Consider the following 19,805-nt stretch of genomic DNA (forward strand, 5'->3'; position numbering starts at 1 on the left):
CACAACAAAGCCATCGAAAATCCAGACCTTGCTTCAACCAACGAAGTCACCGGCTCGTCGTCGCATTCGGCGGTGGGCATTGTTGCAAGAACATCGATTGGTCTGCAGGGGGGATCGTCAGAAAAACGGGTCGCAATGCACCACATCGGTCGATTTTCAACGGACGCGGCTTGCCTTCTCGATTCACCACCCAAAATTCGAGCGCCGGATTCCGCACCCACGCCTGCACGACCTCGGGCTGCGTAGCCAGTTGAATGGTGCCACCTTCGCCGAGCGCCACGGGGATCGCACCATCACGCAATCGTTGCGGTGCGGCACTCTCACGGCCATTGAGCAATTCGACATCGGATGCACCGGTGACACTGCCGAGCGCTACGCGTTCGATGGAATCACACGACACCGCAGCCGAACGCGTGGGCACGTCCCCGAAAGCGAGTGGTCCTTCGTTCTTGTGTTTGTCCACGAGCTTCGGGGGTTTTGCCGTGGCTGCGCGAATGAGCGACCAGCCCAAATCGGCTGCAAATGGCGTAGCGTAAAGCGCATTGATGCAGCTCCAGCGTTTTGCGTCCGTCTCGCCCGGTTGAGGCGGTAAGTTGCATCCAAGCGCAACGATACCCGCAACGAGCCCGCCCGCAGCCGCAGAGAGCGCGGCCGCGGCAAGATACGTGCTTCGCGTATAGCCGCCGCGATATTCATACACCTTGCTGACGTAAAATGTTCGTTCGATCCGGCGCTCGCGCTCTTCGCAGGAAACACGAATGTGTCCATCCGGCGTAAAGGCACTCTCGTATTCGATGGCCGTATTGATCTGGCCCGTGGGTTTACGTTCTTCTTTGCTTTGGTCGTATCGTTTTCTGCCGACCACGTAAGCGAGGTCGAACATTGTCCCGCAACCCGTCGTCCCGAGCAATGACGCAAACAGGCAAATCGATAGGATGCTACGCATCGTTCCATTTTTCATGGTTGCACCTTGATGGTGCCATTGGTCTTTACCTTGACGCGCAATTCCCAATGTCCGCTGATGGGCACACCCAGCGCCGGATTCGGCGGATCCGCTACCCACACGTATCCCTCGCCGGGCGGAATTTCCCAATGCCCCGCAATCCATTCGTAATCGTTTTTCGCATCGCTAAAACGCCAGAAACCTCCCAGCCACACGGAACCCGGTGCGGGTGAAGGCGGCGGCGTTTCCGCTTTGGGTGCAGGCGGCGGTCGCCCGCTACGCTCGTAATATCCGGGCGACCACACCCATTTTCCTTGCACGTTGATCCACACGCCCGCCACCCATCGAGCGCCCGCATGCGGAGGTGGCGGAGGCGTTTCTGCACGCGGCGAAGGTTTGCCCCAATATCCGGCGACCCATTCGAATCGCCCATTCACTTTCACCCAATACCCCGGCACCCACTTCGATTCGGGCACGGGCGGCGCCCCCGGATTCTCCACGCGCGGTGGCGGGGCATTCCAATGGCCAGGCACCCATTCCCATGATCCATCCGTTTGTACCCACACCCAATGCCCAGGCGCCCACGTGCAGCCCGCCGTCGGTGGATCACCAGGATTCTCCGTTTTCGGCCCCGGAACGGTCTTCGGCGGATTCCAATACCCAGGGATCCATACCCATTTTCCTGATCCAGGCGTCCATTTCCAATGCCCCGGAACCCACGTTGCTCCCGGATCTATCGCCGGCGGCGGCGATTCTTTCTTTGGCGGCGGCTCTGGCGTCGTTGGATTCACGTCGACACCAACTCGCACCGAGCCCCCGACAGAAATGCTCCCCGCTGCTCGAGCCTTCGCTTCCGCTTCGAGCTTCGCGGCAGCTTCGAGCTCGGCTTTGACGTCGATCAATTCGTAGACTTTGACCGTGATTTTTGCATTCGCAATTTCTTGCGGCGTATCGGCCCAAAACGTCATCCGCCCGCTTTCGTCGAATGCATTCAAATAAAGCGAGTCATACGTCGCCGCCTTTGCACAACGTACCTTGCGTTGTTCGAGAAAAACCAATTGGCCCGGCCAACTCTCGGTTCGAACCGCTTCCCAATGCCCCGGTGTCGCAGGAACGTCGCCTCGCCGTGGTGCTCGTTCGGCTGGACCATCCGCCGCGCTGCCCGCCAAAGCCCTTCGTGTGAGCAGCTTCTGCCAATCCTCGTCCTCGTCGCCCAGCGTCGCAACTTCCCCATCCGGAAACGAAAGTCGCAAAAGCGGTCCACACGCTGCCGAAAGGCGCGTTTCAATCTCGAAATCCCGGTTCTTGTGGTCCGCACGACGAGGCACTTCGATTTCGATCGGCCCGGAAAAGCGACCCGCAGGAATGTCGATGGTTTTGTCGAATATGATTTTGCGCTCGACGTGACCGCAACCCAAAACAAAACTCAATCCTATTGCGATCACGACCCCAGGGCCAAATTGCGTCACGAAGTCCTGCCTTCAAAGCAAGCTGCAATTTCGAATCATACACGACACGCGGAAGTCATTCGGATTGTCTTACACGCAGCGTCCGAAATCAAGGTCCCGCGTCTTGAGCTTCCCAGCATACCGGTGAAGGACTCGACGGTGCCATGGGATCGCCTGGAAAAAGATGAACGATTTCGCATGTATAGCCGGGGCGACATTCGGCCGTCGTCGAGCACGATTTCATGCAGATTCCGGACACGCGCGAGTTCGGCAGGGGTGAACAGACCGAGCCAGTGGGGCAATCTGCGTCGCCTGAACAAAAAAACGAGCAATAACCACCGGGGGCGGTCAATTGACACCGATATTCGCCGCCGCATTCCGCATCGCTCGTACAAGCTTGGCCCACGACGAGCGCCGCCGCATCCGTCCCGGCGTCCTCGGGTTCAGGCGCATCCGTCGACGCATCCGGCATGGAGCCAGGGTCTTGTGGAGGATCCTGCGTGACCGAACCTGCGCACGACGTAGCGAACAAAAGCGCAAAAGCAAAACGATTCATCCTTGAAGATCCTTCCTCCGATAAGCACCACTGCCCACCGCTTCCACACGGCCTTCTCGCATGAGCTTGATCAAATGCGCTTCGAGGCTCAATGCTGCAATGGGCCATAACATGCGCGGCGTGTCTGCATAAGCCACCGGCACGAGCGTTTCAACGGTCGCTCCTTCTGTCGATGCCGCCGAAACCGCTGCCATCACCTTTTCTTCTCGAGCCAGCCGATGCGCGATGTAATGCCGAAAAAGCGCCGTGGGCTCGTCGATGGGTTCCCCGTGTGCAGGCAATGCGACATGAGCGGACAGGTTTGCCAATCGGTCGATCTGCGCCAAATACGCCTGCATGTCACCATCGCGCGGGTCGACCAAGATGGTTCCGACACTCGCCACCATATCGCCGACGATGACGGTTTTTGCCTCGTCGTCGTATAAACACAAATGCCCCGGTGCATGCCCGGGCGTATGCAGTACGCGTAGCCGCATGGGAACTTGGCCGCCGAGATCGAAGACATGCGATTCGTCGATGACGCTCGTAATGTCGATGTCCGGTAAACGTTTGGCGGTGGCTGCATGGGCAAACAGGGGCACGTTCAAGCTCGTCGCGAAAAACGATGCCCCTGCTACATGGTCTGCATGGTGATGCGTCATGAAAATGCCGGCGATTTTTCGGCCTTGCGACTCGATTCCGCGGGCCCATTCGAGCCACGCGCGCCGTTCGTCTTCATGAGGCGTTGCTGGTTCGACGAGCAGCACGTCGCGATCACCAACGGCGTAACTGTTGGTGTGCGTTGCGGGTGGCAAGGTCGGCGTTCGCGCCGGAAACAGCTCCACCCCACGTGCTACTCGTCGCGGTCGAATCACGGCCGCTCAACGACTACGGCAAGAGCTTCGCCGCCGCCGATGCAGAGCGTCGCAAGACCTCGCTTGTCGCCACGATCCTTCATCGCATGCACCATTGTCGTGAGCAGCCGCGCGCCCGTTGCGCCAATCGGATGCCCGAGAGCCACGGCCCCGCCGCGCACGTTCACCTTCGCCGGATCGAGCTCGCACAGCTTGTTCACGGCCATCGTGACCACGGCAAACGCTTCGTTGATTTCCCAAATGTCGATCTGGTTTTTGGCCATGCCCAATTTCGACAGCGTATTTTCGATGGCATACGCTGGCGCCGTCGTGAACCAATCGGGCTCTTGCGCGGCTCCGCCATAACCGACGATACGCCCGAGCGGCTCCAAACCGAGCTCCTTCACGGCTTTTTCACTCGCGAGCACCAGCGCCGCAGCACCGTCGTTGATGGACGAGGCGTTTGCCGCGGTGATCGTTCCATCCTTCTGGAATGCAGGCTTCAGCGATCCGATCTTGTCGGGTTTGCCCGCGGGCGGACCTTCGTCCAGTTTTACCACGACCGCATCGCCTTTCTTTTGCGGCACGTTCACGGCGACGATTTCCGCATCGAAAAGGTTTTCCTTTTGAGCTGCAACGGCCCTGCGGAAACTCTCCCTGGCAAACTCGTCCTGTGCCTCGCGTGAAAACTCGAACTTGCGCGCGCACAGCTCGCCCGCATTGCCCATGTGGAAATTGCCATAGGGATCCCACAAGCCGTCGTGAATCATGCCGTCGACGAGCTGCCCATTGCCCATGCGATAACCGCTGCGAGCTTGGGGCAAGTAATACGGCACGTTCGACATGGATTCCATGCCGCCAGCGACCACGATCTCGGCATCTCCGAGCGCAATGCTCTTGGCGCCGAGCACCACGGCTTGCATGCCCGAGCCGCAGACTTTGCCCACGGTCGTCGCGGGGACGCTCTTCGGAATGTTCGCATAAATGGCCGCTTGCCGTGCGGGTGCTTGACCAATGCCAGCGCTCAGCACGTTGCCCATGAAGACTTCGCCGACGCGGTCCGCGGGTACTTTGGATCGAGCGAGCGCGGCTTCGATCGCAACGGCGCCGAGGCGTGGAGCGGGCAGCGTCGAGAGTGCACCGAGGAAAGCGCCGATGGGGGTGCGTGCAGCGCCAACGATGTAGACGGGAACGGGCAAGGTCATCGCAACTTCTCCTGCAGGGCACGCCATCCCGGGCGCGCGTTGAATCTACCGGCAATGCGATTACCGCGGAGTTGCACCGTTTGCAAGGGGCGCTCGGCGAGCAAGTTGGGCAGAACGGCACATGGCCGTGGTTGCAGCCGCGATGCGCAAGCGGTATGATGCGATGGTGGCAGCCATGGAACGAGCGCATCTGGAACCGGTCATCATCGAGGATTTGGTCAAGTTTGGCGAGGATCGAGGCGAAGACCGAGCGTGCATTCGAATATACGCGCGCCTGTTTGGACGACGCATCGGACGAACCCTCACGAGTGGCGAACGCGACGTGCTCATGCGTCGGCTCGAGGCGTTCGGTGAGGAACGCCTCGATGATGTCGTCACTCTATTCTCTCCTGCCGAAATTACAGCATGGCTCGCCGATCCAGCCGCCTGCTGACGCGGCGAGCGAGCTGCCACGACGGCGCGTGACCGCCCGCTCGCGCCATCCAGTTCACCGTCTCACCGACGTCTCCCCTTCGTAACTCAATGCATCGTCCGCCGCCTTCGCAAACGTCTCGGCGAGCGCCTTCAGTTTGTCCCGCTGTGCCGTATCCATGATACCCACGGGCAAACCCATACTGTTCGGCGGCGGCATCGTATTGTCCTCGAGCTCGGTAATCAGGTCGTACCGCGCCGAGAGCGCCTGATTCGGATAATTGAACAACTCGAGCGGATTCATTTTCATCGAATTGTCCGGGCTGTGGCACGTTTGGCATTGATGCGCCCGCATTTCTTCCTCGAGCGCCCGATACGCGTCGTCCAATTTGGACACGTGCGGATTGCCCGCAGAAAACAAGAAACTGTATAGCGTTACGTAAGGTTCCGCTTCGCCACCAGCATCCATCCAATGCCAATTCCCGTCCCACGTGTGATCGACCACGGGACGCGCCGCGTCCTGCTCCTCGGAACGCAGCCCGCCCAGAATTTTGCCATTTTTGATGAAAAGTAAGAGCTCGACCGATTTTTGGTACGAATCCCACTTGCCCTTTTCATGCCAAAATGGATACGGATAGTCGCCCAGGTCGAGCTCGTTGCGAAAACGATGTTCAACGTGAAGCACCGTAAAGTCGGCCGTTTTCTCCACGCGGTATTCACCCGTGAACATGTACGTCGACAAGTACATCCGGCGCCAAACCAGAGGATTGAAATCCGTCCGCTGGCTCTGCGCATAATCGTAGCTCGTGCCCGGTTTTTGAGATCCCCAGAAAAAGGGCTCGTTCATCGCGTCACGCAAGCTGTCGAGCTTGGTCAAGTTGTCAGCACATGCCTCGCGCGCAGAGGCATCGCCCAATCCCGTCATCGGACATGCCGCAATGAGCTCCTTCGCGAGTGAATCGGCAAACGCCTCGTCCGAAACGGCAACGGGGTCACTCGTACAGCCCGTGATGCCCAGGGCGGAAGCCAGAACGAAAGCAAGTGAAGCGGAGCGTAGTAGGTTCTTTTTGTACATGACCGCAGAGAGTACGCCATCGACTTCGCCAACGCGAAGCAAGAATCGTCAGGTTGGGCCGGAAGTTACCGAGGAAACTGCCACGACAGGCACGGGTGGTGCCGTTTCCCATTTCGCCCTCGCTGCGCTAACCTCCTCCGATGCGGACGCACACCTCGCTCCGGGACGCTCAGTTCGAGCAGACCGATCCTCGCCGGCGTGTCGAGCACCACGATGCCGAAACGTTCGACCGTATCGCATTCGCGATGCGAGCGCTCGATGTGCTTCGCCCCAAACGTTTGCGCGTCGCGCTCTACCGCACGAGATCGTCGATGCAGGTCGAGGTGCTCAGGGACGTGTCGCGTGAAGGTTATCGCGTTGCGAGTGTTGGGATTCCGGACCATGCGAGCGCGGCGCACATCGCGTACGCGCTTGCGGAAATCGCTGGAGTCACGTCGGTCCCGTATGCCGTGCAGATGATGCTCGCAGTCGATCGGCGACGGGGCGCGTAGTTTGTCGAGACAATCGACTCAATCGGCCTTGTTGCGGCTGTCTTCGAGGGCTTTGGCGAGCATGCGGCGGCCTCGATGCAATCGGCTCATCACCGTGCCCACGGGCACGTCGAGCTTGTCGGCGGCGTCCTTGTACGAAATCTCTTCGACGTCCACCATCACCACCACATCGCGATACACGCTGGGAATGGCATCGAGGGCCTTGAGCGTAGAAGGCGACAGACCGGTTACTTCGGACACGGCAGGAGCTGCCGTCCACGCATTCGGATCGGAGCCAAGCACGTCCAGCGCCTTGCGCTCACGGCGGTTTCGGCGGCACTTGGTGATGAACACGCTGAAAAGAATTTGGTGAACCCACGCCTTGACGTTCGTGCCGGGGCGGTATTGCGTCTCGAAACGAAGCGCGCGCTCCACGGTATCCTGCACCAGATCCTGAGCCGTTACGCTCGAGCGCGACATGCGAAACGCGCGGTTATAGAGCTCGGGGGCCATCGAAACGAGGGCCTTACGCAGCTCATCGATCGTCGAAACGTGAAAAGGGTTCGGGGCGAAGGGCTGAGGGGACAGGGCTGAAACGGCGAGCATGGGACGCGACCTCCTTCGGGAGAGAGTCTTGGCAAGGCCGGTGCCAACGTTTTCTGGGAATGAAATCGCGAGAAGGAAAGACCCCCGTGTGCTTTTGGCCAAAGGGGGTCGTGTCAAACTGGCAACCGAGGCGTGTCTGAAAGCGGGCCATGACTTGAACGCTCGCTTCGCGCGCGTGGGACGCGCGCTTCGCGAGGCTAGTTTACGATGGGGGGGTCCGCGGCTCGCCTCCCGGTGCTTTGGCTTGCGCCAAAGCACGGCGAGGCGCGGACACCCCCCATACCCCCCCGGGATCCGATCGATGGCCAAGTCCTGACCTAGATCCAAACCCACCTCCAAAATAGTCCCTTGACATGGTGTTCGTTCGACACTAAGCTTAGTGTAACATGAACACGAACGAGAGAGATGGCGCGTTCACGTACCGGTACGCGCGGCCTGCGTTGGCGGTGGACTGCGTCGTGTTTGGTCTCGATGACGAAGACTTGAAGGTGCTTCTCATTCAGCGCGGGATGGAGCCTTTTTTGGGGCGTTGGGCGTTGCCGGGCGGTTTCGTCAGGATGGACGAAACGCTCGATGAAGCGGCGCGGCGCGAGCTGCGTGAGGAAGCCGGCATCGATCGAGCGGTTCTCGAGCAGCTGCATGCATTTAGCGGTATCGACCGGGATCCGCGCGAGCGAGTGGTCTCGGTCGCGCATTATGCGCTCGTGAAGTTGTCGGATCATGCCGTACGAGCGGCCACGGATGCGCGTGAAGCGGCGTGGTTTGGCGTGGATGACTTGCCGAAGCTCGCCTTCGATCACGAAGAAATCGTGGAAATGGCAATTGCAAGACTGCGCATGAAGGTAACGCAGACACCGATTGGGATCGAGCTATTGCCAAAGAAGTTCACGCTCACGCAGCTTCAACGAGTCTACGAAAAGGTGCTCGATCGGGAAATCGACAAGCGTAACTTTCGCAAAAAGGTATTGGCGACGGGGCTGCTCATCGAGACGGACGAAGTGGAGCAGGACGTGGCGCATCGGGCAGCGCGGCTCTTTCGCTTCGACGAAAAGGCTTATCGGAAGCTTGAAAAAGAAGGTTTTGTTTTCGATCTCATCTGAATGACGTGCTTCTTCCTCCCCCTCTCCCTCATAGGGAGAGGGGGCTGGGGGGTGAGGCCTGTTCCCCCTCTCCCTCATAGGGAGAGGGGGTTAGGGGGTGAGGCAATGCGTCTCGACGAACGATTCGAGTTTGCGGCGGGCAGTGTGGTAGGACGAACGCATGTGGCTTTGGGCAAGGCGAATCAGGATGCGTTTGCTGTGCGAGCGGCGCCTTTCGGGCTTTGCGGCGTCGTTTGTGATGGCTGTGGAAGCGGCGCGCGTAGCGAAGTCGGTGCGGCCGTGGGAGCGCGAATCATTTCCGAGCAGGTGCTCGCGGAGATGGAAGCGGGGCATTCGATTCGCGACGAGTCGACATGGGAACGCATTCGTACGCGGACGCTCGATGCATTTGGCGGCGTGCTGCGGATGATGGGCGAACCTGCGCCGCTCATCGTGGCCGAATATTTTCTGTTCACGGTTGTAGGAATTGCGATTTCATCCGATGGTGCAGTCATTTTTGGTGTGGGCGATGGTATTTTTGCGATGGGCGATGAAATCGTGAAGCTTGGTCCGTTTCCGCTCAACGCGCCCCCGTATCTTGGTTATGGCCTGGTGCGTGAAGGGCCGCCATTTTCGATTCATCGCGAATGCAGTTTGCATGATTTCGACTCGGCGCTCGTCGGAACGGATGGCGCTGCCGATTATGAAGCTCTTGCTGGGACGCCCATGCCCGGAGGGCGCGTTGGAGCCATTCAGCCATTGAATTCGTTTTGGCAAGACGACAAGTATTTTCGTAACGAAGACGCGGTTCGCCGAACCTTGTGGCTCGTCAATCGCGAAGTGACTCGGCCCCTGTGGAGTGACAAACGCATCGTGAAAGAACCGGGGCTTTTGGAAGACGATACGACGGTGCTGGTGGTGCGGCGTAAGCGAATGCAAGCAGGCTGATTCGTAGGCGAACAATACGACATTCGCGGGCTGCGTTGCATTGCGGCATTGGGAGAGGTGCGTCATGGACGTGTACGTGCGAGACAAACGATTGCGCATCAGCCCTGCGGCATCGATTGGTAAAGGTGGAGAAGCCGATATTTTTGACATTGGCGGTGGTGTGGCGCTCAAACTATGGAAAGGCCCCGATCATCCGGACGTCAAAGGTTTGCCCGAAGAAGAGCGAGCGGCCGCTGGTCGATTGCTCCTCGTGCAAGACAAAATGCGAGCATTTCCGAAAGGTCTGCCCGATCGAATCGTGTCTCCCATCGACATCGCGTGCGACAAGAAAAACACGACGATTCTCGGTTACACCATGCGCCTCGTGGACGGCGCGGAATCGCTGCTCGGTTTGTCGGAACCTACCAGGCGACGCACGCTTGGAGGAAATGCCTCGGTCGCGATGCTCGTGGATTTGCGCAACACCGTTGCTGCCGTGCACGCATCGGGCGTCGTCATGGGCGATTTCAATGACCTGAACGTGCTCGTGCGTGGCAGTGAAGCGCATATCGTGGACGCCGATAGTTTTCAATTTGGAAATTTTCCGTGCCCTGTGTTTACCGAGCGATTCGTCGATCCGTTGATTTGCGATCCAAATGCAGCTCGGCCGATTCCGATGCATCCGTTTTCTGCGGATTCGGATTGGTATGCATTTGCCGTGATGGTGATGACGGCGCTTCTGTGCGTCGGTCCGTATGGTGGCGTCTACCGTCCCAAAGAGCCATCGAAGCGTATTCAAGAATGCTTGCGGCCGCTGCGGCGAGTCACCGTATTCAATCCCGAAGTGCGTTATCCCAAACCGGCGATCCCGTATCGCGTGTTGCCGGATGATTTGCTGCATGCATTTTCGCTGATTTTCGAACGCGACGTGCGAGCTCCCTTGCCGCTACATTTGCTCGAGGGCCTTCGCTTTACAAATTGCACGGCGTGCGGATTCGAGCACGCCCGCGGGCGCTGTCCCGAATGTGATCACGGCATCGCGCGTGAATGCGTGGTGGTGCGCGGGTACGTGAAAGCGACGCGCAAATTTTCGACATCGGGAACGATCACGACAGCTTCATGGAAGGGAACGTCGGTCGAATACGTCGTACATGAAAATTCGGCGTATCGGCGCGAGGATGGATCCATCATTTTGCGCGGACCGCTCGATGGCCTTGCGCGAATGTGGACGCAAGGAAAAACCACGTTCGTGGGACGTGGCGCGCGTGTCGTCGTGCTCGAACAAGCCCGCGTCGTCGAAACCGTTGTCGTTGATGTTTGCGCTGGAGAACCTGCATTTGGCGTGAATGAACGATTTGCATTCTACGTCCAAGGTGGGCGGCTTTGGCGAAGAACCTTTGGGCGAAATGGCCCGACGCTTGCCGGTTTGGGAAGTGAAACGGCTGAACCTTGGGGGGACGTTCTAGCTGGACAAACTCGAATTTGGGTCGGCGAGCGGCTGGGATTCGGATATTACCGAGCTGGCAATGTATCGGTTGCATTTACGTTCGATACTGAAAAACGTGGGATTCGCGATGCCGTGCGATTGCCGTGGCCGAATGGGCAAATTGTCAAGGCCGACGCGGCGATCGACAACGACAAGATATGGTTTTTCCTGGCGTTCGCCGTGGCGGGACGCATCGTTCATCGCGTCATCGTCCTGAATGCCGATGCCACGGTGCTCGGAACAGCGGATGCCGATGCAGGCGATGGATCGTGGCTGGGGACCATCCCAGGCAAATGCGCCGTCGGAGGCGTGCTCTTTGCCGCGACGGATACGGGAATCGTCCGGGTCGAGGCTCTTCCGGGTGGACCTTCCGAGGTCAAACGGTTTGCCGATACGGAACCTTTCGTGCAAGCCGGAGCGCGACTGCTGGTCGGACGCGAAGGAATTTGGGTCGTGGATTCGTGCGAGATCACGATGCTCGCAATGGGCTGAAACTTCAATCGAAGTCGTAACGAGACAAGAGGAGTCAATCATGAATCACAAAGATCTTCCGCTCCCGGTTTTTTATGACCACAAGAGCGCCGAGCGTTGGGGATATCATCCGAACGAAACCGTGCTCGCGACCGCGGCCGACGATTGGCGCAAATCGATGGGCATACGGCCCGCAGCTTCGGACAAAACCAACGTACATCTGCTCTTGATCGACGTGCAAAAGGACTTTTGTCATCCCGAAGGCGCGCTTTTCGTGGCAGGTCGCAGTGGTCGAGGCGCAATCGACGATAGCCGGCGCATTGCCGAGTTCATCTATAAAAACCTCGATGTGCTCACCGCGATCACGACGACGATGGACACGCACTTTTCGCACCAAATCTTTTTCCCATCGTTCTGGGTCGATCGTGAAGGCGGGCCGCTCGGGCCGCACCGGGTGATTACCACGCAAGACGTGGATGCGGGCGAAGTCAGGCCCAATCCGGCTGTTGCAAAATGGCTTTGCGGAGGAAACTACACGTGGCTTTGCAAGCAAGTTCGTCATTATTGCGAATCGCTCGAAAAGGCCGGCAAGTACACGCTGTATTTGTGGCCTGCGCATTGTTTGCTCGGCAGTGATGGCCATCCGCTCGTCGGGGCCATCCACGAAGCTCGGCTGTTCCATTCCTACGTACGGGGAGCGCAGAGCTGGGTGGAGGTGAAAGGAGGCAATCCTCTCACGGAAAATTATTCGGTGCTCGCGCCGGAAGTGCTCACGCGATTCGATGGACAACCGCTTGGACAACGCAACACGCTGTTCTTGAAGACGCTCCTCGCGGCCGATGCGCTCGTCATTGCCGGACAAGCGGCGAGCCATTGCGTGAAAAGCTCGATTGACGACATTCTCGCGGAAATCGCATCCGTCGATACGGCGCTCGCGAAAAAGATCTACTTGCTTACTGATTGCATGTCGGCCGTGACCGTGCCCGATGGCAAAGGTGGCTATGCCGCGGACTTTACTGCCGATGCCGACAAGGCACTCGCAAAATTCGCCGCGGCCGGCATGAACTTGGTGAAAAGCACGGACTCCATCAGCGCGTGGCTCAGGTGAAAAGGAGATTGTCATGACGAACGGAACCAAGATGAACGATCCGAACGATATCCGGCGGCTTTTCGAAGCGGCCGAAGACGAAGGCACGCTATCACCGGAAGCCGTGGCGCTCTTGGCTGCAAGCGACTTGGGCGCGCAAATTCAAGCGGGTCTCGGCGTGGGTGTGGATGATGTCGCCGCTTCGGAGGTCGTGCTCGTCACGATCATGCCGGACGATTCCGGATCGATTCGATTCGCAGGAAATGCCGATGCCGTGCGTGAAGGACACAATGCCGTCATCGATGCGCTGGCCGCGTCGAAACAGAAGGATTCGATCCTCGCGCATACGAGGTATTTGAATGGGTTCGTCCTGTACCCATATCGGCAAGTCGGCATGGCAGAACGTATGACCACGAAAAACTACGATCCGACGCTGGGTACGCCGCTCTTCGACCAAACCGTGGTGGTGCTGGGGACGGTCATTGCCAAAGCACAGGAATTCGCGCAAAGCGGAGTGCCCGTGCGAAGCGTGACGCTCATCATTACCGACGGTGGCGATTGCGGGTCCATCAAATACAAAGCGAGCGACGTGCGCGCGATCGTGCGCGACATGCTCGCGAGCGAACAGCATATCGTGGCCGCCATGGGTATCGACGACGGCAGTACGCCATTTCGTGATGTATTTCGTGAAATGGGAATCGACGACCGATGGATACTGACGCCGAAAAGCGAATCCGGCGAAATTCGTCGAGCATTTCGTATGTTTTCGCAGTCGGCCGTGCGCGCAAGCCAACATGCAGGGGCATTCTCGCGCGCCTCGGCAGGCGGCTTCTTCGGATGATCGGCGCCCCGTTCGATCGTGCGCGCTGGAGAGAATATTCCGTGGTGACTGGAGCCACGTAAAGGAAATTTTCCCCTTTGTTCTCACCGGCTGGTGTACGATCGTCAATCGTGAAAACCGTCGCACTTCCTCTCGTTCTGGGCTTGACGTCGCTGTTTTTGCTTCATTGCGCGGAAGGTTCGACCTTCGAGGGGGCGAATCCGAACGACGGTGATGGAGGCGAATGGTCGGGCGGTGATAATGGCAGCTCGAGTAGTTCGGGCGGCGGTTCTGCGGGAATGGGCGTTGGTGGTGCGGCTGGAGGTTCGTCCGGGAACGGCGGTTCGTCCGGGTCTACCTCGTCGAGTGCGTCGAGTAGTTCGAGTGCATCGAGTGCATCGAGCTCGTCGGGTGCGAGCTCGTCCAGCAGTTCTAGCTCTTCGAGCTCATCGAGTAGTGCAAGCTCGTCGAGCTCGAGCAGTTCCAGTTCGTCGAGTAGCTCGAGCTCATCGAGCAGTTCGGGCGGTGGCGGTACGTGTGACCCACTGAATCCGGGTCTCGTGTGTATGTCCACGGAGCATTGTTTCCCGCAGCCGAATGGGATGCCGACGTGCGAAGGGCCGATAGGTTCGGGCGGTAACTACGCTGCGTGCCTCGATCCCACCGATTGCCAAGCGGCCTTCAATTGCATTGACACGGGTGACATTTTCGCAAGCCCGTGTTGTTTGCGGTGGTGCAAGACGGCTGCTGATTGCGGCGGCCTCGAAACGTGCGAATTCTTGGCGACGCCCGTGTACGTCGGAGCAACGCAATACGGCGTTTGTTACGATGGCCTTGGCGGGTGCTGAATCATCCCCCAAACGCGCCGAATCTGCGCACACCTGCGCGGAATGCCAATATCCCCAAAATGGCCATACTCAGAGCCCAAGCCCATTGCACTGCGAGCTGACTTGCCGCAGTACGCACATCCATGAGTCCCGTCACGACTTCGACGGGAAACCCCAGCGTATAGCGAAATGGTAATACGTGGGCGACGCTGCGCGCCCAACCGGGGAACAATTCGAGCGGCACGACATAGCCCGAAAGCACCATGAACGTGACGAGCCACAATTCGAAAACGCCGGTGGCACTTTCCAGGTAAAACGCGAGCGACCCGATGAGCGTCATGGCGAAAAAATTGATGCACCAGGCGCCGACGAGGGACAGGAGAAAGATTGCAAGGAGCGTCGGATTTTGCGTGAAATTCGCATAAAAGACGGCAATGCCCAGGATCGGAATGCAAAGACCGGCGCGTAATGGCAATGCGGCAAGGTTCGATGCGCTGTACACCCATAACGGATGAATGGGTTTCAAAAGGCGCTGGGATAGGGTTCCTTGGCGAATTTCATAATTCAATTCCCAAATCAGCCAAGAACCCGTGATTTGGCGAACGACCAGGGCGGCCAAAAAGTACCCGGTGAACTCCGTCGGACCAAAACGTCCAACGGGATTTTCACGCGATACGGCAGACCAAATGGCGAGGCTGACGAGCGGCATCGTCGTCGTCAGCATCCAAATGATCATTTCTGCACGGTAGGCGAGCGCCGCGGCAAAACCAACTCGAAGCAGCGTCGGATACGCACGCAGGACGCTCATGACGGAAGATCGCTCCGTTCTTTGTTTTGCGCAAAAAGGTCCCGCATGACCTCTTCGAGCGGGGGATCTTCGACCGTGAGGTCATGAATGCCGACGAGCGCAAGAAGATGGCTCATGGCTTCACGCAGATCCGTTTGAGGCACGCCCAGAACGGCTCGACCTGGGGCGAAATCGATGACTGTGCCAATTTTTTCGAGCGTTTCACGATCGGGCGGATCCGTGAACGTCAGCACGATACGTTTGTCTTGGCGTACCGTCTTCACGAGTTTTTCCAAGCTGCCATCGTATTTCAATTTACCGTGATCGATGATGATGACCCGCGGGCACAAACTTGCGACGTCGTCCATGTCGTGGGACGTCAATAAAACCGTGGCGCCGCGTTTTTCATTGTACGAGCGAATGAAGTCGCGGACGACGAGCTGCATGGATACGTCGAGGCCGATGGTGGGTTCGTCCAGGAACAAAATGGACGGCCGGTGAAGCAACGCCGCGGCAAGCTCGCATTTCATTCGTTCGCCCAGGGACAATTGGCGCGTGGGTTTGTTCGCGAGCGAGCCGATTTCGAGCATTTTGTCTAGCTCGCCGAGTGTTTCCGCATAGGCGCTTTTCGCGATGCCGTAGATGGCTCGGTTTTGATCGAACGTTTCGATGGGCGGCAAGTCCCAAATGAGCTGCTGCTTTTGCCCCATCACGAGCGTGATGGAACGCAAAAAATCCGGATGACGCCGCTGCGGCACATCATGCGCAACGGAAACTTCGCCGCTCGTGGGATGCAAGAGGCCCGAAAGTATTTTCAGCGTCGTGGTTTTTCCCGCTCCATTGGGTCCGAGAAACCCGACGCGCTCTCCCTGCTCGATGGAAAAGGACAAATCGGAGACCGCAACGACGGCTTTGGTTTGGCGCCGCAATACCGATCGAAGTGCAGCGACGAGCCCCGCTGGTCGCTCGTGAACTTGGTAGATCTTCGTGAGAGCGCGAACGCTAACCGCGGTGCTCATAGGGCGTGGACAGGCTAGCACTTGCTCGTGCTATCGGCTTGATTCCGGGTCGTGAGCTGTACGCTCGCTTCGCCCCCATCCCCCGATTTACGCGTATTGGGAACTGGTCGCTTGATGCTATACGCTGAAGACGCTCGTCCAAGGACGGGGTTGTCGCAGCGTTTCGCTCGTGACGTAGGATGCGTGCTTTTTCATGACGGTCGCGGACAACAAGGCAACATCGACCTCTTCTGTGCCGCTCAGTGAAGCTCCAACGGGGCTGCTCGTTTCGAGTGCTCCGAGTGATCGCATCGGGGGACGCTACACGCTCCTTGGGCTGCTCGGTGCGGGCGGCATGGGCACCGTGTATCGCGCTCGTGACGAGGAGCTCGACGAAGTCATCGCGCTCAAAATGCTTCTGCCCGAGTTTGTCGAAGAGCTCGGGATGCTGGAACGTTTTCGTCGCGAAGTGAAACTTGCACGGCGAGTCACGCACAAGAACGTCGCACGCGTGTTCGATATCGGAGAACACGGCTCCGCGAAGTACTTGACGATGGAGTACATCGAGGGCGAGACGCTGAGCGCGATGGTTGCGCGCCAAGGCGCGATGCCCGTGCCGCAGGTGGTCGACATCGCGACGGCGATTTGTGCAGGGCTATCGGCGGCGCATGCAGCAGGTGTCGTGCACCGTGATCTCAAGCCCGAGAACGTGATGATGGCCAAGGACGGGCGTGTCGTGATCATGGACTTCGGCATTGCGCGTGCTCATGTCGAGGATGCATCGCGCACGCAGGTAGGCGCTGCCATTGGCACACCTGCGTACATGTCGCCCGAGCAAGTACAGGGGCTCGCGGATATCGACGCGCGGGCCGACATTTATGCTTTCGGCGCGATGCTGTACGAGCTCTTGACGGGCGTGCAGCCGTGGCGAGGGGATTCGATCGTGGCGATTGCTGCAGCAAGGCTCGTTCAGCCGCCGCCTGATCCGTGCGTCAAGCGGCCGGGTTTGCCCGTGTCGTGTGGTGAGCTCGTCAAGCGGTGTATGGCGCGCGATCGTGCCGAGCGATTCGCGTCGGCGGAAGAAGTGGCAGCCGCGCTGGCCAACGTGACGATGGTGAGCGCACAGCCTGCTTCAAGCTCACTTTCGGTCGCATCGATGACGAGTTTGTCGGCGACGCCAATGACAAACACGGCGGTGGTTGCTGCAATTCCGGAAGCCGCGGCATCCAAAGAAAAGACCGTCGCGGTGCTGCCGTTTCGCAACAATGGTCCGCCCGATGACGAGTACCTTGCGGAAGGGCTCACCGACGATCTCATCGATACGTTGTCGATGACTGCAGGCTTGAAGCTCCGTCCGCGTGGCGTCGTGATGCGCTTCAAAGGCGTCGATCAAGATCCACGTGACATCGGTCGTGAGCTTGGCGTGCAAGTCGTCGTCGAAGGAAGCGTGCGGCGCACGCCTGCGGGGCTGCGCATCACCGCGCGCGTGCTCAGTGTGGCCGATGGTTTTCAGCTTTGGGCCAAGCGCTTCGATCGTCCGGAGAAAGACCTGTTCGTCGTCAACGACGAAGTCGCCAAAGCGATCGCCGAGGCACTTACGGTCGACATGACATCGCCCGCGCGACAAGCACCGACGGATCCAGCGGCGGTCGAGCTGTACCTGCGAGCGCGCGCCGAATATCGCAAGTTCTGGCAACCGAGTGTGCAGGTCGCGGTAGGACTGCTCGAACAGGCACTTCAACGCGCGCCGGAGGATTCGACGATTCTATCGGGGTACGCGAGCGCGCTCGCGAGGTTGTCCTTTTACAACGGCGACCACGCGGTGACTGCAAAGGCGGCTGCGGAGAAAGCACTTGCTGCGGCGCCGCACCTGCCCGAGGCACACCTCGCGATGGGCCATGCGCTCATGCAGCTTGGCGACATGCCTGGTGCCGTGCGGGCGTTGCGACAGGCCATCAGCCGTTCACCATCGAATGCCGAATCGCATTGGGTGCTCGGCATGATTCTCCTCGAGTCCGGCCCGCTCGACGATGCCGCAAGATCGCTCGAAACCGCGCTGGGCCTCGATCCCGCGCTGCCCGCTGCGGCCCGTATGCTTGCACGAGTCGCCTGTACACGAGGCATGTGGGAACGCGCGTACCAGCTTCTGGATAAGTCGAGGCCGATAGACGGGGAGTTTTCCTACTGGATGCACCTGCTTCGTTTCGCCTTGTGGCATCGTGACGAAGCGACGATCGAGCGAGCAATCGCAGCCATGGACGCCATGGAAAACCGCTCGCCGCTCGTGCAGGCGATCATCGACTCGTTCCGCGAAAGGCATACACGCGGCAGCAATGACTACTTGCGCGAGATGGCCTTCGGACAAAGCGCCGGATGGCGGCGCACCGCATACTTCTTGCAACTCGACGCGGAAAGAGCCGCGTTTGCCGGAGACGTGTCGCGGATGCTGGGCAGCATGCGCCTTTCCGCAGAAAACAATCTGCAAGACCTCATGTGGTTCGATCATTGCCCCTTGTTCGATTCTCACCGAACGTTGCCCGAGTTTGTCCAGGCACGCGCGATCGTCGCGTCGCGCGCGCAAGCCGTCGTTGACGCGTACCGCGGGCGCTAACTCAACGTCCGAAACAGTGCGAGCACGCTCGTGTACAGCTCGAAGCGCGGCGAGCCATTGTCCCGCGGGCTGATCTCGAACGCCGAATGCATCCCCGCCATGGGCAGATCGCCGAAACGTTGCCGCAAGATGCGCACTTCGACGTCGGGCGTTCCGTAGAAGTTCTGACCACGTCCGGCGCACGTCAGGTAAATGCCGAAGCTCGGCGCCGAACCAAGCAAGTTTTGAGCGACAAACCGCGCCGTCGTGTCGAGCTCGGTGCGCGCCGTGGTCGCATCGCGCAGCGCGAAGCCCATCTTCATTCCTATCCGCGCGTCATCGCCAATCATGATTCCACGTCGCGTCGTGTCGATGCCGCGAATCGGGCGGATGAAATATCGAACGCGGCCATCGGTCGTCGTCTCGTTCGGATCCGCAAGGGCGGCGAAGACGACGGGAGGCGGGTCTTGGTCCGGTGACTTGTCGACGGAACATCGAGACAACGCATCGAGGGCGTGTTGATTGCCAACGCGGAGCACGAGGCCCCCGGCGATCTCTTCGATGGGCTCGAAACTGGAAATGACACGGCATGCACTCGATGTGGCCGTGATGGGACGAGCCATACCGCTCAAAGCCAATCCGACGGCGGGTGCTTCGATGAGGTTCCCGTCGCTCGTGATGATCATCCCCGCGCGGCTTACCGTGCCTGCGCCGAACACGTGCGTCGTGGGGCTCGTCTTCGCGATACCTTCGAGCGTCTCGGGGTCGAAAGCTTCGGCGTGGTGGAAAACGAGGGCCGTCGTGGCTTTCGGCCCGAAGGCTCGTCCGATGTTCTCGCCCAAGGCTTCTGCATCATCCGCCGGTTCACCGACGGCGAAGGGAACGGCCTTTCCTTGCTTCCAAAGCAGACCTGCTGTGGCGGCGGTTCCTTCGATCTCCGCGCGTTCATGAAGCACGCCTGCTCCCGGAACGATGACCGTGGGCACACCCTGCCATGTACTTCGAACTTGCTCGGCCACGTTGCGCACGTGCGCAGCTCCGCCCGCCACGAAGACGATACCCGCCGAAGGCGATGGCACTGCAGCTCGCGTCTCGCGCAGTGCGCGTGCGACCGATTCGCTCGATGTGGTGCTCGTGCAGAAGCTCCTGGCGGCCATGGCGGGTGAGACGAGTGTACCCGAGACGA

General features: G+C 59.3%; 20 protein-coding genes. 9 read left to right on the top strand and 11 right to left on the bottom strand.

The window, feature by feature from the left end:
* Window positions 1–46: 46 nt before the first annotated feature.
* The 5 genes from IPM54_04795 to IPM54_04815 form a co-directional block, all read right to left on the bottom strand.
* Window positions 47–961, bottom strand: coding sequence for a hypothetical protein (locus IPM54_04795; GenBank protein ID MBK9259133.1), 915 nt, complete (start codon window positions 959–961; stop codon window positions 47–49).
* Window positions 958–2,412, bottom strand: a complete 1,455-nt coding sequence (locus IPM54_04800) for a YXWGXW repeat-containing protein (protein ID MBK9259134.1) — start codon at window positions 2,410–2,412, stop codon at window positions 958–960. Before IPM54_04800 ends, IPM54_04795 begins: the two co-directional genes overlap by 4 nt.
* 88 nt (window positions 2,413–2,500) lie before the next feature.
* Window positions 2,501–2,947 (bottom strand): hypothetical protein, encoded by a 447-nt coding sequence (locus IPM54_04805; protein MBK9259135.1) that lies wholly within the window; start codon window positions 2,945–2,947, stop codon window positions 2,501–2,503.
* Entirely contained in the window at window positions 2,944–3,801 is an 858-nt protein-coding gene (locus IPM54_04810) for an MBL fold metallo-hydrolase (GenBank protein ID MBK9259136.1), read from the bottom strand. Before IPM54_04810 ends, IPM54_04805 begins: the two co-directional genes overlap by 4 nt.
* Window positions 3,798–4,985 (bottom strand): thiolase family protein, encoded by a 1,188-nt coding sequence (locus IPM54_04815; protein MBK9259137.1) that lies wholly within the window; start codon window positions 4,983–4,985, stop codon window positions 3,798–3,800. Before IPM54_04815 ends, IPM54_04810 begins: the two co-directional genes overlap by 4 nt.
* A 142-nt stretch (window positions 4,986–5,127) precedes the next feature.
* Here IPM54_04815 and IPM54_04820 point away from each other — a divergent pair, with 142 nt between their 5' ends.
* A complete protein-coding gene (locus tag IPM54_04820; GenBank protein ID MBK9259138.1) occupies window positions 5,128–5,418 on the top strand; it encodes a hypothetical protein in 291 nt (96 codons plus the stop codon).
* Window positions 5,419–5,472: 54 nt separating this feature from the next.
* Here IPM54_04820 and IPM54_04825 read toward each other — a convergent pair whose 3' ends face one another.
* Complete coding sequence (locus tag IPM54_04825; GenBank protein ID MBK9259139.1) at window positions 5,473–6,471, bottom strand: hypothetical protein; 999 nt, start codon at window positions 6,469–6,471, stop codon at window positions 5,473–5,475.
* Window positions 6,472–6,611: 140 nt separating this feature from the next.
* Between IPM54_04825 and IPM54_04830 the strand changes: the two genes are divergently transcribed.
* Window positions 6,612–6,962, top strand: coding sequence for a hypothetical protein (locus IPM54_04830; protein ID MBK9259140.1), 351 nt, complete (start codon window positions 6,612–6,614; stop codon window positions 6,960–6,962).
* A gap of 18 nt (window positions 6,963–6,980) precedes the next feature.
* Here IPM54_04830 and IPM54_04835 read toward each other — a convergent pair whose 3' ends face one another.
* A complete protein-coding gene (locus tag IPM54_04835; protein ID MBK9259141.1) occupies window positions 6,981–7,547 on the bottom strand; it encodes a sigma-70 family RNA polymerase sigma factor in 567 nt (188 codons plus the stop codon).
* A 386-nt stretch (window positions 7,548–7,933) separates the two neighbouring features.
* Here IPM54_04835 and IPM54_04840 point away from each other — a divergent pair, with 386 nt between their 5' ends.
* The 5 genes from IPM54_04840 (at window position 7,934) to IPM54_04860 (ending at window position 13,438) form a co-directional block, all read left to right on the top strand.
* The gene (locus IPM54_04840; GenBank protein ID MBK9259142.1) at window positions 7,934–8,647 is read left to right on the top strand and encodes an NUDIX hydrolase; all 714 of its coding nucleotides are present in this window, start codon (window positions 7,934–7,936) and stop codon (window positions 8,645–8,647) included.
* Window positions 8,648–8,752: 105 nt separating this feature from the next.
* A complete protein-coding gene (locus tag IPM54_04845) occupies window positions 8,753–9,574 on the top strand; it encodes a protein phosphatase 2C domain-containing protein (protein MBK9259143.1) in 822 nt (273 codons plus the stop codon).
* Window positions 9,575–9,638: 64 nt separating this feature from the next.
* Window positions 9,639–11,531 (top strand): hypothetical protein, encoded by a 1,893-nt coding sequence (locus tag IPM54_04850; protein MBK9259144.1) that lies wholly within the window; start codon window positions 9,639–9,641, stop codon window positions 11,529–11,531.
* Between the two features lie 40 nt (window positions 11,532–11,571).
* On the top strand, window positions 11,572–12,618 hold the full coding sequence (locus IPM54_04855; GenBank protein MBK9259145.1) for a nicotinamidase: 1,047 nt from the start codon (window positions 11,572–11,574) through the stop codon (window positions 12,616–12,618).
* Between the two features lie 31 nt (window positions 12,619–12,649).
* On the top strand, window positions 12,650–13,438 hold the full coding sequence (locus tag IPM54_04860; GenBank protein ID MBK9259146.1) for a hypothetical protein: 789 nt from the start codon (window positions 12,650–12,652) through the stop codon (window positions 13,436–13,438).
* Window positions 13,439–13,601: 163 nt separating this feature from the next.
* Here the strand turns inward: IPM54_04860 and IPM54_04865 are convergent, their stop codons facing one another.
* Window positions 13,602–13,991, bottom strand: a complete 390-nt coding sequence (locus IPM54_04865; GenBank protein ID MBK9259147.1) for a hypothetical protein — start codon at window positions 13,989–13,991, stop codon at window positions 13,602–13,604.
* Between IPM54_04865 and IPM54_04870 the strand changes: the two genes are divergently transcribed.
* Window positions 13,984–14,265 (top strand): hypothetical protein, encoded by a 282-nt coding sequence (locus tag IPM54_04870; GenBank protein ID MBK9259148.1) that lies wholly within the window; start codon window positions 13,984–13,986, stop codon window positions 14,263–14,265. The two genes, IPM54_04865 and IPM54_04870, sit on opposite strands and share 8 nt — an antisense overlap.
* A 1-nt stretch (window position 14,266) precedes the next feature.
* On the opposite strand, the gene IPM54_04875 is transcribed toward IPM54_04870, so the two are convergent.
* Window positions 14,267–15,052: an ABC-2 family transporter protein gene (locus IPM54_04875; protein ID MBK9259149.1), complete on the bottom strand. Its 786-nt coding sequence runs from the start codon at window positions 15,050–15,052 to the stop codon at window positions 14,267–14,269.
* Window positions 15,049–16,050: an ATP-binding cassette domain-containing protein gene (locus tag IPM54_04880; protein ID MBK9259150.1), complete on the bottom strand. Its 1,002-nt coding sequence runs from the start codon at window positions 16,048–16,050 to the stop codon at window positions 15,049–15,051. The genes IPM54_04875 and IPM54_04880 overlap by 4 nt, the downstream gene beginning before the upstream one ends.
* A gap of 193 nt (window positions 16,051–16,243) precedes the next feature.
* Between IPM54_04880 and IPM54_04885 the strand changes: the two genes are divergently transcribed.
* Window positions 16,244–18,640, top strand: a complete 2,397-nt coding sequence (locus IPM54_04885) for a protein kinase (GenBank protein MBK9259151.1) — start codon at window positions 16,244–16,246, stop codon at window positions 18,638–18,640.
* On the opposite strand, the gene IPM54_04890 is transcribed toward IPM54_04885, so the two are convergent.
* Window positions 18,637–19,776, bottom strand: coding sequence for an FIST C-terminal domain-containing protein (locus tag IPM54_04890; protein MBK9259152.1), 1,140 nt, complete (start codon window positions 19,774–19,776; stop codon window positions 18,637–18,639). The genes IPM54_04885 and IPM54_04890 overlap by 4 nt on opposite strands.
* Window positions 19,777–19,805: the final 29 nt, after the last annotated feature.

Source organism: Polyangiaceae bacterium (assembly GCA_016715885.1).
Lineage (GTDB): Bacteria > Myxococcota_A > Polyangia > Polyangiales > Polyangiaceae > Polyangium.

What these genes read in the sequence shown, in the direction of transcription:
- IPM54_04795 (MBK9259133.1), bottom strand. Translation starts at nt 961, where the DNA reads ATGAAAAATGGAACGATGCGTAGCATCCTATCGATTTGCCTGTTTGCG.
- IPM54_04830 (MBK9259140.1), top strand. Translation starts at nt 6,612, where the DNA reads ATGCGGACGCACACCTCGCTCCGGGACGCTCAGTTCGAGCAGACCGAT.
- IPM54_04840 (MBK9259142.1), top strand. Translation starts at nt 7,934, where the DNA reads ATGAACACGAACGAGAGAGATGGCGCGTTCACGTACCGGTACGCGCGG.
- IPM54_04850 (MBK9259144.1), top strand. Translation starts at nt 9,639, where the DNA reads ATGGACGTGTACGTGCGAGACAAACGATTGCGCATCAGCCCTGCGGCA.
- IPM54_04835 (MBK9259141.1), bottom strand. Translation starts at nt 7,547, where the DNA reads ATGCTCGCCGTTTCAGCCCTGTCCCCTCAGCCCTTCGCCCCGAACCCT.
- IPM54_04880 (MBK9259150.1), bottom strand. Translation starts at nt 16,050, where the DNA reads ATGAGCACCGCGGTTAGCGTTCGCGCTCTCACGAAGATCTACCAAGTT.
- IPM54_04845 (MBK9259143.1), top strand. Translation starts at nt 8,753, where the DNA reads ATGCGTCTCGACGAACGATTCGAGTTTGCGGCGGGCAGTGTGGTAGGA.
- IPM54_04860 (MBK9259146.1), top strand. Translation starts at nt 12,650, where the DNA reads ATGAACGATCCGAACGATATCCGGCGGCTTTTCGAAGCGGCCGAAGAC.
- IPM54_04805 (MBK9259135.1), bottom strand. Translation starts at nt 2,947, where the DNA reads ATGAATCGTTTTGCTTTTGCGCTTTTGTTCGCTACGTCGTGCGCAGGT.
- IPM54_04820 (MBK9259138.1), top strand. Translation starts at nt 5,128, where the DNA reads ATGCGCAAGCGGTATGATGCGATGGTGGCAGCCATGGAACGAGCGCAT.
- IPM54_04890 (MBK9259152.1), bottom strand. Translation starts at nt 19,776, where the DNA reads ATGGCCGCCAGGAGCTTCTGCACGAGCACCACATCGAGCGAATCGGTC.
- IPM54_04870 (MBK9259148.1), top strand. Translation starts at nt 13,984, where the DNA reads ATGTCCACGGAGCATTGTTTCCCGCAGCCGAATGGGATGCCGACGTGC.
- IPM54_04885 (MBK9259151.1), top strand. Translation starts at nt 16,244, where the DNA reads ATGACGGTCGCGGACAACAAGGCAACATCGACCTCTTCTGTGCCGCTC.
- IPM54_04875 (MBK9259149.1), bottom strand. Translation starts at nt 15,052, where the DNA reads ATGAGCGTCCTGCGTGCGTATCCGACGCTGCTTCGAGTTGGTTTTGCC.
- IPM54_04815 (MBK9259137.1), bottom strand. Translation starts at nt 4,985, where the DNA reads ATGACCTTGCCCGTTCCCGTCTACATCGTTGGCGCTGCACGCACCCCC.
- IPM54_04855 (MBK9259145.1), top strand. Translation starts at nt 11,572, where the DNA reads ATGAATCACAAAGATCTTCCGCTCCCGGTTTTTTATGACCACAAGAGC.
- IPM54_04825 (MBK9259139.1), bottom strand. Translation starts at nt 6,471, where the DNA reads ATGTACAAAAAGAACCTACTACGCTCCGCTTCACTTGCTTTCGTTCTG.